Source organism: Pseudomonas oligotrophica, from assembly GCF_021726475.1.
GTDB classification, from domain to species: domain Bacteria; phylum Pseudomonadota; class Gammaproteobacteria; order Pseudomonadales; family Pseudomonadaceae; genus Stutzerimonas; species Stutzerimonas oligotrophica.
Genome location: NZ_JAKJRU010000006.1, coordinates 193,047 through 202,936, shown reverse-complemented (window position 1 = coordinate 202,936; position 9,890 = coordinate 193,047). Strand labels below are relative to the sequence as shown.

The following is a 9,890-nucleotide window of genomic DNA, read 5'->3' as shown; positions in this document are numbered from 1 at the left end:
AATGCCAGCGGACGGCGGCTCAGCCCGCCGTCAGTTCACGCATGCGCGCCAGCACGGCGTTCATGCCGTTGCTGCGCGACGGTGACAGCTGGCGGCCGAGGCCGAGCTGGGCGAACCAGTCGGCCACGTCCACTGCCGCCAGCGCCTCGGCATCCAGCCCGTTGACTCGCGCCAGCAGCACGGCCAGCAGGCCGCGCAGCAGGCGCGCCTCGCTGCTCGCGCGAAACTGCCAGCGGCCGTCGCGCTGCTCGCCCAACAGCCAGACCTGGCTCTCGCAACCGGCCACCCGGTTGGCCTCGTTGCGCTCGTCCTCGGCCAGCGCGGGCAGGCGCGCGCCCCACTGCATCAGCAGGCGGGCGCGCTGCTCCCAGCCGCCTGCCTGGGCGAAGGCTGCGAGGGTTTCCCGGGCGGAGGCGGGCAGGTCGCTCATCGGAGCAGCTCCAGGGCGGCGTCCAGTGCCGAGAACAGGCGCTGCAGGTCGCTTTCGTCGTTGTACAGGCCGAGGGAGACACGGATCGCACCGTCCAGCCCCAGGCGCTTCATCAGCGGCATGGCGCAGTGATTGCCGCTGCGCACGGCGATGCCCTGTTCGATGAGCAGCTGCGACAGGTCGGCATGGTGCACGCCGTCGACCACGAAGCTGGCCAGCGCGGCCTGCGGCGAGCCGAGCAGGCGCACCCCGGCGCGCGCACGCAGTCCGTCGAGCAGCTTGCCGTGCAGCGCCTGCTCGTGTGCCAGCACGGCATTGGCGTCCAGCCCGGCGAGGTAGTCGAGGCTGGCGCCGAGGGCGATGACCCCGGCGATCGGCGGCGTACCGGCCTCGAAGCCCAGCGGCGCGGCATGGAACTCGGCGTGCTCGAACTCGGCGATGCGCACCATCTCGCCGCCGAACTGCCAGTGGTGCAGCTGCAGCAGCGCCTCGCCGCGGCCGAACAGCGCGCCGACCCCGTCCGGGCCGTACAGCTTGTGGCTGGACAGCACGTAGAAGTCGCAGGCCAGCGCCTGCAGGTCATGCCGGCCATGGGCCACGCCCTGCGCGCCATCGACCACGCTCAGCGCGCCGTGCCGGCGCGCCAGCTCGAGCAGCGGTTGCAGCGGCTGCCAGCTGCCGAGCACGTTGGACAGCTGGCTGACCGCCAGCAAGCGCGTGCGCGGACCGATCAGCCGTTGCGCGGCGTCAAGGTCGATGCGGCCGTCGGCATCGAGCGGCAGCACCATGAGCCTGGCTCCGCGGCGCAGCGCCAGCTGTTGCCAGGGCAGCAGGTTGGCATGGTGCTCCAGCGCGCTGATGACGAGTTCGTCGCCGGCGCCGATCAGGTGCTCCAGACCGTAGGCCAGGAGGTTCAGCGCCTCGGTGGCGCCCCGGGTGAAGACGATCTCGGTCGGGCTGCTGGCATTCAGCCATCTGGCGATCTTGATGCGGCTGTCTTCGAAGGCGCGGGTGGCGCGCTCGGCAGGCTGGTGCTGGGCGCGGTGCACGTTGGCTGCGCCGCTGGTGTAGTAGCCGCACAGGGCATCGATGAGCGCCTGCGGCTTCTGCGCCGTGGCGGCGCTGTCGAGGTAGACCTGGCCCTGCGACTCCAGGACGGAGAGGGCGGGAAAATCGGCACGCCAGGGGGATACGAGCATTGCGTCAGGGCCTTGGGCGGACGCTGGAAGCCAGGCCGGCTTGCGGTTGCTTCCAGCGCTGACCGCCTGGCTTCCTGCGTCGGGTCAGTTGTGCGCGTGCAGCGCCTCGTTCAGTTCGATGGCCGACTTGTGGGTCTTGCACTCTACCGCGCCGGTCTGCGAATTGCGGCGGAACAGCAGGTCGCTCTGCCCGGCCAGCTCGCGTGCCTTGACCACCTTGACCAGCTGGCCGTTTTCGTCGAGCAGGCTGACCTTGGTGCCGGCAGTGATGTACAGGCCGGACTCGACGGTGTTGCGGTCGCCCAGCGGGATGCCGATGCCGGCGTTGGCGCCGATCAGGCAGTTCTCGCCCACCGAGATGACGATGTTGCCGCCTCCGGACAGGGTGCCCATGGTCGAGCAACCGCCGCCCAGGTCCGAACCCTTGCCGACGAACACGCCGGCCGAGACGCGGCCTTCGATCATGCCGGGGCCGGCGGTGCCGGCGTTGAAGTTGACGAAGCCCTCGTGCATTACCGTGGTGCCTTCACCGACGTAGGCGCCGAGGCGGATGCGCGCGCTGTCGGCGATGCGCACACCGGCCGGGACCACGTAGTCGGTCATCTTCGGGAACTTGTCCACCGAGAAGACTTCCAGCAGCTCGCCCTTCAGGCGCGCTTCGAGCTGGCGCTCCGGCAGCTCGGCCAGGTCGACGGCGCCCTGGCTGGTCCAGGCGACGTTCGGCAGCAGCGGGAAGATACCGGTCAGGTTCAGCCCGTGCGGCTTGACCAGGCGGTGCGACAGCAGGTGCAGCTTGAGGTAGGCCTCCGGCGTGGAGGTCAGCGGCGCATCCTCCTCCAGCAGGGTGACCACCAGCGGCCGCTGGGCCTCGGCCAGGCGGGTCAGCAGGGCATGCTGGACCGGGCAGACCGGCTTCAGCGCGGCGGCCAGGTCGGCAGCCTGGTTGATGGTGATGGCGATGGCCCGGTTGCCGCCCTGGTAGTCGAGCAGCGGGGCGATGGCCTGCACCAGCTCGGCCTGCGGGTTGAGCAGCGGCTGGGCGTAGAAGACTTCCAGCCAGGCGCCGTCGCGGTTCTGCGTGCCGACACCGAAGGCCAGGCTGAAGAGGGAAGTGGTCATGGCATTGTCCTTGTCATGGCGCGCCGCCCGGCGCGCGTGGTCAGTTCGAGGCTGTCAGTGCAGCCGCATAGAGGTCCGGCTTGAAGCCCACCAGGGTCCGGTCGCCGAGTTCGAGCACCGGACGCTTGATCATCGAGGGCTGGGCCAGCATCAGTTCGATGGCGCGGGCCTGGTCGAGGTCGGCCTTCTGCGCATCGTCCAGCTTGCGAAACGTGGTGCCCGCGCGGTTCAGGACCGTCTGCCAGCCGTGCTCGTCGCACCAGGCCTGCAGGTGCGCGCGGTCGATGCCGGCGCTCTTGTAGTCATGGAAGACGTAGTCGATGCCCTGCTCGTCGAGCCAGCTGCGCGCCTTCTTCATGGTGTCGCACGCCTTGATACCGAACAGCTTGACGGGTTCTGACATGGCCGGGGGCTCCAACTCCTGAAAACCGGGTCGGGATTATGCCATGCCTGTGCCCGGGTGTCGGCGCGCCGTCGCGGTGCTCAGCGCCCGGCCTCGCCGAGGATCTGCTCGATCGCTTCGGCCTCGGTCGGCCGCACCACCCGCGCCAGCTCCACGCCGTGCTCGAGCAGGATGAAGGTCGGCCAGAGCTTGACGCGGAACGAGCGGCCCAGCGGCCGGCCGGGGCCGTCCTCGATCTTCAGGTGGCGCAGGCTGTCGCGCCCGCCCATGGCCTGCTCCAGCAGCGGCTGGGCAGCCCGGCAATGGCCGCACCAGGGTGCGCCGAATTCCAGCAGGGTGGGGCCGTCGAGCAGGTCCACTTCGCTGCGGCTCGGCTCGGTCAGGGCGTAGTTCTCGGTCAGGGCCATGGGCTTGTCTCCGGCGGGTTCATGCAATCTCAGAGCGCCTGGCGGCGCCGCGGTTCGGCGGTGCGGGCGAGCGTTTGCCTGCGTCGCGTTGTCCACCCAACACCTGTGTTGACGACGAGGCAGACCATGGCACGTAAACATTTCGAGCACTACGAGGCAATCTCTTCGGCGGTTCCGGCTGGGACTGCGTTCGAGGCGGTGATCGCCATCAAGCGGCGCGACCGCGATGAGCAGGCGACGGTCTTTCGCCTGGGCGAGGGGCGCACCTACGACCTCGCCTCTGAGGCGGACGCGGTGGCCGAGGCGGCGCTGACCAAGGTGCGCGAGGTCAGCGCGGAGGGTGAGCTAATCTGGGAAGAGAACGCCATCTGAAGAAGGAGGCGCGCGATGAGCCAGCATGATGAAACGTCGACCGATATCCTGTACCCGCAACGGCCCCAGCAGGAGGAGGCGCCGCGCTCCGATGTGCCCGAGCACATGAAGCCGGAAAACGTCGAGCGTCTGCGCAACTACAACAAGGACGGCATCCCGCCGGGCGTCGCCTGACGCCCGCGAGAGCGGGTTGGTTCAGAGCCGTTCGACAAAGGCGCGGATGCGCTCGGCGCCCTCGATGCACTCGGCCAGCGGCGCGACTAGCGCCATGCGCACGCGGTCGGCGCCCGGGTTGAGGCCATCGACCTCGCGCGAGAGGTAGGAGCCCGGGACCACGGTGACGTGCTCCTGGGCGAACAGCTCGCGGGTGAAGTGCTGGTCGTCGACTGGCGTCTTCGGCCAGAGGTAGAAGCCGCCGTCGGGGCGCTGCACATCCAGCACCGGCTCGAGGATCTGCAGCACCGCGTCGAACTTGGCGCGGTACAGCTCGCGGTTGGCGCGCACGTGGATCTCGTCGTTCCATGCCGCCACGCTGGCCAGCTGCACGTGCACCGGCATGGCGCAGCCATGGTAGGTGCGGTAGAGCAGGAACGACTTGAGGATGTCGGCGTCGCCGGCGACGAAGCCCGAGCGCAGCCCGGGCAGGTTGGAGCGCTTGGACAGGCTGTGGAGCACCACGCAGCGCCTGAAGTCGTGACGCCCGAGCGCGGCGCAGGCGCTGAGCAGGCCCGCCGGCGGCCGGGCCTCGTCGAAGTACAGCTCGCTGTAGCATTCGTCGGCGGCAATGACGAAATCATGCTCGTCGGCCAGGGCGATCAGCCGCTTCAGGGTTTCCAGCGGCACCAGCGCGCCGGTGGGGTTGCCCGGCGAGCAGAGGAAGAGGATCTGGCAACGCTGCCAGACTTCCGCCGGCACGGCGTCGAAGTCCGGGTTGAAGCCATTCTCGGCCAGGCACGGCAGGTAGTGCGGCTCGGCGCCGGCGAGCAGGGCCGCGCCTTCGTAGATCTGGTAGAACGGATTGGGGCTGATCACCAGGCCCTGCCCGGCGCGGCTGACCACCGTCTGGGTAAAGGAGAACAGCGCCTCGCGGGTGCCGTTGACCGGCAGCACCTGGCGTGCCGGGTCGATGCTGCCGGCGGCCAGGCCGAAGCGCCGCTCGGCCCAGCCGGCGATGGCTTCGCGCAGTGCCGGGATGCCCAGCGTGGTCGGGTACACCGCCAGTTGCTCGAGGTTGTCGGCCAGGGCGTGGGCGACGAATTCCGGCGAGCGGTGCTTGGGCTCGCCGATCGACAGGGCGATCGGGCGCTTGTCCGCCGGCGGCTGGGCGCCGGCGAGCAGGCCGCGCAGTTTCTCGAAGGGATAGGGCTGCAGCAGGGTCAGGGCGTCGTTCATGGTTGTTCTTGGCGGCTGGCGAAGCGCGGCGCTTCGAAGGTGAGTCAATGGTCGCGCGCGGCGCCGAAATAGGCACAGCCGCGCAGGGGCTTGTCTTGGTTCAGGCGCAGCTCGGCGGTCAGATGGCTGATGCTGCCGCTGGCGCTGTCCACGCAGCGCTGCGGCGCGATCCACAGCTCGAGGCGCTGGCCGTCGGCCTCGCTGCTGTAGCTGGCCTGGCCGCCGGGCAGTTGCTCCTCGAGATAGGGCAGGGCCAGCTGCGGCTGCCCGGGGCGTTGCAGCAGCAGGCCCTGGGCGGTCAGGCTGAGGTTCCACTCGGGTTCGTGGCCACTGGCACGGACCATCAGCGGGCGGAAGCTCTGCTCGTCGCAGCCTGGCCCTTCGGCTTGCAGGCGGTAGACCCGACTCGCGATGAAGCGTGCCCGTGCGGTATCCAGCTCGCCACGCAGATCGGCGAACAGCAGGCGGCCGGCGCCCAGAGCGCGGGCATCCTCGCCGAGTCCCAGCTCCGGTTGCTCGGCCAGCTCGAAGCGGCCGGTACCGGTGCACGGGCTGAGCAGCAGTCGCCCGTCACGCTGCTCGACGGTGCCTTGCAGGCGCTCGCCGGGGTGCGATGGTGGCGGGCCGGCGAAGAAGCTCTGGCAGCTGGCCAGCAGCGGCGCAAGCAGAAGCGGCAGGACGCGATTGCGGTTCATCGAAACTCTCGGAATGCGCAGGCGGCGGAGGCGCCGCCGACGTCAGTTGCCCTTGACCGGCTGGCCGTCGACGCTGCCGTCCTGCAGCATGATCTGGTATTCCTTGCCGTCCTTCTCCACCTGGTGCAGGCGCACCAGCAGGTAGTCCCAGTCCTTGGCGAACCAGAGGATGGTCTGGCGCTTGCTCTGGGTCGGGTCGCGCACGCGCTCGACCTTGATGGCGTCGACCTGGCCGACGCGGGTGCTGACCTGCTCCTCGCCGAGCACGCGGAAGTCGTAGGTCTCGATCTCGTCGCCGTCGACCACCTGGTAGCTCATGCTCTGCTTGCCCTCGGCGACCTCGTGCTGCAGGGCGAGCTGGTAGGTGGACTTGTCCAGCAGGCCGCGGTTGAGGGCCAACTGGATCGGCTTGCCGCGATCGCTGCCGAGCACCTGCTTGGCATCCCAGTCGAAGCGCTGTTCGACCTTCTTGCCCTTGCCCAGGCCGCTGCGGTTGAGGCGGTAGCTGTCGGGCAGGAAGGTTTCGCCTTCGACATGGAAGTCGCTGCGCTCGCTGAAGCTGGCGACCAGCATCGAGGCCTCGAAATCCAGGCGCCAGCGGTCGCCGTCGCGCTTTTCCAGGCTGCGCTCGGCAGTCCCGCTGATGGGCACCTGCTTCCAGTCGGCGGTGTAGCTGGCCGAGAAGGGCTTGAGTTCCAGCGCCTGGACGGGCAGGGCGAGAACGGCAAGGGCGAGCAGCAGGGCGCGACGCATGATATCTCCTAGTTCGTGAAGCAATAGCCGGAGGCCGGCAGCAAATGGCCGTCCAGCATGGCTCCTTGCTCGGCCAGGCGCAAGCGCCCCTCGGCGAACCAGCGCACCGCCAGCGGGTAGATCCGGTGTTCCTGCTCGTGCACGCGATTGGCCAGGGAATCGAGGTCGTCGCCGGCACCGATGAGGATGCTCGCCTGGATCGCCACCGGACCGCCGTCGAGTTCCTCGGTGACGAAGTGCACGCTGCAGCCGTGCTCGCGGTCACCCGCTTCCAGCGCCCGGCGGTGGGTATCCAGGCCCTTGTGGCGCGGCAGCAGCGACGGGTGGATGTTGAGCAGGCGACCCTGGTAGTGGCGGACGAAGCCGGGCGTGAGGATGCGCATGAAGCCGGCGAGCACCACCAGGTCGGGCTGGCAGGCGTCGATGGCCTCGACCAGCGCGCCGTCGAACGCCTCGCGGTCGCTGTAGTCGCGGTGCGACAGCACCCGGGTGGCGATGCCTGCCGTCTTGGCCCGCTCCAGGCCGTAGGCATCGGCACGGTTGGAGATCACCGCGACGATGCGCATCGGGTTGTCCGGCTGCTGGCTGTCGATCAGCGCCTGCAGGTTGCTCCCCGACCCTGAGATCAGGACGACGACGTTGCAGGTCATCAGTGGGCTTTCAGGTTGTTCAGCTGAACCTGTGGCGCGCCTTCTGCCGCCTCGGCGATCTGGCCGATGACCCAGGGTGCTTCACCGCTGGCGCGCAGGCTGGCCAGGGCGGCCTCGACCTGCTCCTGGGCGACGCAGATGACCATGCCGACGCCGCAGTTGAGCACGCGGTGCATCTCGTGTTCGTCGACGTTGCCCTGCTCTTGCAGCCAGTCGAACACCGCCGGGCGGGTCCAGCTGGCCACGTCGATCACCGCCTGGGCGCCTTCGGGCAGCACGCGCGGGATGTTGTCGAGCAGGCCGCCGCCGGTGATGTGGGCCATGGCCTTGACCGCACCGGTGTCCTTGATCAGCTTGAGCAGCGGCTTGACGTAGATGCGCGTCGGCGCCATCAGCAGGTCGGCCAGCGGCTGGCCGTCGAGCTGCACGCTCGCGATGTCGGCGCCGGCGACCTCGATGATCTTGCGGATCAGCGAGTAGCCGTTGGAGTGCGGGCCGGAGGAGGGCAGGGCGATCAGCGTGTCGCCGGTGACCACCTTGGAGCCGTCGATGATCTCGCTCTTCTCCACCACGCCGACGCAGAAGCCGGCCAGGTCGTAATCCTCGCCCTCGTACATGCCGGGCATCTCGGCGGTCTCGCCGCCGACCAGCGAGCAGCCGGCCAGCTCGCAACCGGCGCCGATGCCGGTGACCACGGTGGCGGCCACGTCGACGTTGAGCTTGCCGGTGGCGTAGTAGTCGAGGAAGAACAGCGGCTCGGCGCCGCACACCACCAGGTCGTTGACGCACATGGCGACCAGGTCCTGGCCGATGCTGTCGTGCTTGTTCAGGTTCAGCGCCAGGCGCAGCTTGGTGCCGACACCGTCGGTACCGGACACCAGCACCGGCTGCTTGTAGCCGGCCGGGATCTCGCACAGGGCGCCGAAGCCGCCCAGGCCACCCATCACTTCGGGACGGGCGGTGCGCTTGGCGACGCCCTTGATGCGCTCGACCAGCGCTTCACCTGCATCGATATCGACGCCTGCGTCCTTGTAGCTGAGGGAGGGTTGCTTGCTCATAGAGTCCGGGCCTGTGCGGGAGGTACGGTGGGCGACCGGTCGGGCTGGGCGCTGACGCCGGAGCGCGCGCCTGCAGGTGCCTGCGGCCGGTCTGCGGAAAGCGCGCGATTTTAGCAGGCTTGCCCGGCAGCGACCATGCCCTGCACGGCCCGCTGCGCGCTGTTCGGCGCGGCCGCGGCCGCAGTGGCGCGTTCGGTTGCCGGGCCCGGGGTGGCTGTTTAAGGTATAGGCCTTCTTTTCATGCCGGATGCGTCTGGCCCCGCCGCGAGAACCCTCCATGCGCCTTCTTTCACGCGTCCTAGCGATCTGCCTCGTCCTGGCTGCCGTTCCGGCAGGTGCCGAACCGCTGCAGCGGTTGTACCAAGTCCGCGAGCCGGTGGCCGGCCAGCAGGCGGCCGAGCGCGAGCAGGCGCTGCAGCGCGCCTTCGACACCTTGCTGCTGCGCCTGACCGGCAGCGCGCAGACCTTGGAGCAGGCCGAGGTCGCCGCGCTGCGCAAGGACCCGCAGCAACTGGTCAGCAAGTACGCCTACGAGGACGACCGCCTGGTGGTCGAGTTCGATCCGGCCACCACCCAGCGCCAGTTGCGCCAGGCCGGGGTCGCGCTGTGGGGGGCGGACCGCCCGGCCGTGCTGACCTGGTGGCTGGACGAGACGCCCGAGGGCGCGCAGCTGGCCGCCGATGGGCAGGATGGCGTCCGCGCGCTGCATGAGGCCGCCCAGCACCGCGGCCTGCCGTTGCTGCTGCCGATCGCCGACCTCGACGAGCAGCTGTTGGCGACGCCTGAGGCCTTTGCTTCGAATGTGCTGCAGCGCCTGCGTGAACCCGCCGAGCGCTACGATGCCGACGTGCTGCTTGCCGTACATGCGCGGCAGGCCGATGGCGGCTGGACGGCGAACTGGGCGCTGGCGCGCGGCGAGACGACCAGCAAGGGCCAGGCCAAGGGCGAAGACCGTGCCGCGCTGGCCGATGCGGTGATGCTTGCGGTGGCCGGCGATCTGGCGCCGCACTACGTGGTGGCGGCCGGGGCCGCGCAGGAGCTCACCGTCGAGGTGCTGGGCGCGGATGTCTCGCGCTTCGCCGAGCTGGAGCGCCTGCTGCAGCCGTTCGCTGCGCGCCTGGTGCGGGTAGCCGATGACCGGCTGGTCTATCGCGTCACCGCCAGCCCCGAACAGTTGCGCGCGCAGATGGAGCTGGCCCGCTTGCAGGAAGTGCCGGCAGACGAGCCGGCGGCCGAGGCGCCCGTCGACGCGCCGGCTGCCGAGGCTGATTCTGCGGCTGAGGTCGAGACCGAGACCGAGGAGACCGGCACCACGCAGACGCCGCCAGCGCAGGTCGAGCCGACCGAAGGCACGCTGCTGCGCTTTCGCTGAGCGCCTGCTCCCGCCGGCGCCGCGGCGAGCGGGCTGATAT

Annotated in this window: 13 protein-coding genes; 3 read left to right on the top strand and 10 right to left on the bottom strand. The window is 69.7% G+C overall.

The window, feature by feature from the left end:
- Window positions 1–19: 19 nt before the first annotated feature.
- The 5 genes from L3N39_RS14215 to L3N39_RS14195 form a co-directional block, all read right to left on the bottom strand.
- A complete protein-coding gene (locus tag L3N39_RS14215) occupies window positions 20–430 on the bottom strand; it encodes a SufE family protein (protein ID WP_237258103.1) in 411 nt (136 codons plus the stop codon).
- The gene (locus L3N39_RS14210) at window positions 427–1,629 is read right to left on the bottom strand and encodes an aminotransferase class V-fold PLP-dependent enzyme (RefSeq protein WP_237258102.1); all 1,203 of its coding nucleotides are present in this window, start codon (window positions 1,627–1,629) and stop codon (window positions 427–429) included. The genes L3N39_RS14215 and L3N39_RS14210 overlap by 4 nt, the downstream gene beginning before the upstream one ends.
- An 84-nt stretch (window positions 1,630–1,713) precedes the next feature.
- The gene (dapD, locus tag L3N39_RS14205) at window positions 1,714–2,748 is read right to left on the bottom strand and encodes a 2,3,4,5-tetrahydropyridine-2,6-dicarboxylate N-succinyltransferase (protein ID WP_237258101.1); all 1,035 of its coding nucleotides are present in this window, start codon (window positions 2,746–2,748) and stop codon (window positions 1,714–1,716) included.
- Between the two features lie 40 nt (window positions 2,749–2,788).
- Complete coding sequence (locus L3N39_RS14200) at window positions 2,789–3,151, bottom strand: ArsC family reductase (protein WP_237258100.1); 363 nt, start codon at window positions 3,149–3,151, stop codon at window positions 2,789–2,791.
- 80 nt (window positions 3,152–3,231) lie between these two features.
- Window positions 3,232–3,558, bottom strand: a complete 327-nt coding sequence (locus L3N39_RS14195) for a thioredoxin family protein (protein WP_237258099.1) — start codon at window positions 3,556–3,558, stop codon at window positions 3,232–3,234.
- Between the two features lie 126 nt (window positions 3,559–3,684).
- Here L3N39_RS14195 and L3N39_RS14190 point away from each other — a divergent pair, with 126 nt between their 5' ends.
- Both L3N39_RS14190 and L3N39_RS14185 read left to right on the top strand, forming a co-directional pair.
- Window positions 3,685–3,930: a hypothetical protein gene (locus L3N39_RS14190; RefSeq protein WP_237258098.1), complete on the top strand. Its 246-nt coding sequence runs from the start codon at window positions 3,685–3,687 to the stop codon at window positions 3,928–3,930.
- A gap of 15 nt (window positions 3,931–3,945) precedes the next feature.
- The gene (locus L3N39_RS14185; RefSeq protein WP_237258097.1) at window positions 3,946–4,104 is read left to right on the top strand and encodes a hypothetical protein; all 159 of its coding nucleotides are present in this window, start codon (window positions 3,946–3,948) and stop codon (window positions 4,102–4,104) included.
- Between the two features lie 21 nt (window positions 4,105–4,125).
- Here L3N39_RS14185 and dapC read toward each other — a convergent pair whose 3' ends face one another.
- Genes dapC through purM form a run of 5 tightly spaced genes read right to left on the bottom strand, consistent with a single transcriptional unit; the run spans window position 4,126 to window position 8,478 of the window.
- Entirely contained in the window at window positions 4,126–5,322 is a 1,197-nt protein-coding gene (gene dapC, locus L3N39_RS14180; RefSeq protein WP_237258096.1) for a succinyldiaminopimelate transaminase, read from the bottom strand.
- Window positions 5,323–5,366: 44 nt separating this feature from the next.
- Window positions 5,367–6,017 carry a COG3650 family protein gene (locus tag L3N39_RS14175; RefSeq protein WP_237258095.1) on the bottom strand — a complete coding sequence of 217 codons (651 nt, stop codon included), beginning with the start codon at window positions 6,015–6,017 and terminating at the stop codon, window positions 5,367–5,369.
- A 42-nt stretch (window positions 6,018–6,059) separates the two neighbouring features.
- Window positions 6,060–6,770 carry a DUF3108 domain-containing protein gene (locus L3N39_RS14170; protein ID WP_237258094.1) on the bottom strand — a complete coding sequence of 237 codons (711 nt, stop codon included), beginning with the start codon at window positions 6,768–6,770 and terminating at the stop codon, window positions 6,060–6,062.
- A gap of 8 nt (window positions 6,771–6,778) precedes the next feature.
- Window positions 6,779–7,420, bottom strand: coding sequence for a phosphoribosylglycinamide formyltransferase (gene purN / locus L3N39_RS14165; protein WP_237258093.1), 642 nt, complete (start codon window positions 7,418–7,420; stop codon window positions 6,779–6,781).
- Window positions 7,420–8,478, bottom strand: a complete 1,059-nt coding sequence (gene purM / locus L3N39_RS14160) for a phosphoribosylformylglycinamidine cyclo-ligase (protein ID WP_237258092.1) — start codon at window positions 8,476–8,478, stop codon at window positions 7,420–7,422. The genes purN and purM overlap by 1 nt, the downstream gene beginning before the upstream one ends.
- A gap of 277 nt (window positions 8,479–8,755) precedes the next feature.
- On the opposite strand from purM, the gene L3N39_RS14155 reads away from it, so the two are divergent.
- Complete coding sequence (locus tag L3N39_RS14155; RefSeq protein WP_237258091.1) at window positions 8,756–9,850, top strand: DUF2066 domain-containing protein; 1,095 nt, start codon at window positions 8,756–8,758, stop codon at window positions 9,848–9,850.
- Window positions 9,851–9,890 lie beyond the last annotated feature (40 nt).

Bases quoted from the DNA above. Each gene is read 5' to 3' on its own strand.
- L3N39_RS14210 (WP_237258102.1), bottom strand. From the start codon at position 1,629: ATGCTCGTATCCCCCTGGCGTGCCGATTTTCCCGCCCTCTCCGTCCTG.
- L3N39_RS14185 (WP_237258097.1), top strand. From the start codon at position 3,946: ATGAGCCAGCATGATGAAACGTCGACCGATATCCTGTACCCGCAACGG.
- L3N39_RS14175 (WP_237258095.1), bottom strand. From the start codon at position 6,017: ATGAACCGCAATCGCGTCCTGCCGCTTCTGCTTGCGCCGCTGCTGGCC.
- purN (WP_237258093.1), bottom strand. From the start codon at position 7,420: ATGACCTGCAACGTCGTCGTCCTGATCTCAGGGTCGGGGAGCAACCTG.
- dapD (WP_237258101.1), bottom strand. From the start codon at position 2,748: ATGACCACTTCCCTCTTCAGCCTGGCCTTCGGTGTCGGCACGCAGAAC.
- purM (WP_237258092.1), bottom strand. From the start codon at position 8,478: ATGAGCAAGCAACCCTCCCTCAGCTACAAGGACGCAGGCGTCGATATC.
- L3N39_RS14195 (WP_237258099.1), bottom strand. From the start codon at position 3,558: ATGGCCCTGACCGAGAACTACGCCCTGACCGAGCCGAGCCGCAGCGAA.
- L3N39_RS14215 (WP_237258103.1), bottom strand. From the start codon at position 430: ATGAGCGACCTGCCCGCCTCCGCCCGGGAAACCCTCGCAGCCTTCGCC.
- L3N39_RS14190 (WP_237258098.1), top strand. From the start codon at position 3,685: ATGGCACGTAAACATTTCGAGCACTACGAGGCAATCTCTTCGGCGGTT.
- L3N39_RS14155 (WP_237258091.1), top strand. From the start codon at position 8,756: ATGCGCCTTCTTTCACGCGTCCTAGCGATCTGCCTCGTCCTGGCTGCC.
- L3N39_RS14200 (WP_237258100.1), bottom strand. From the start codon at position 3,151: ATGTCAGAACCCGTCAAGCTGTTCGGTATCAAGGCGTGCGACACCATG.
- dapC (WP_237258096.1), bottom strand. From the start codon at position 5,322: ATGAACGACGCCCTGACCCTGCTGCAGCCCTATCCCTTCGAGAAACTG.
- L3N39_RS14170 (WP_237258094.1), bottom strand. From the start codon at position 6,770: ATGCGTCGCGCCCTGCTGCTCGCCCTTGCCGTTCTCGCCCTGCCCGTC.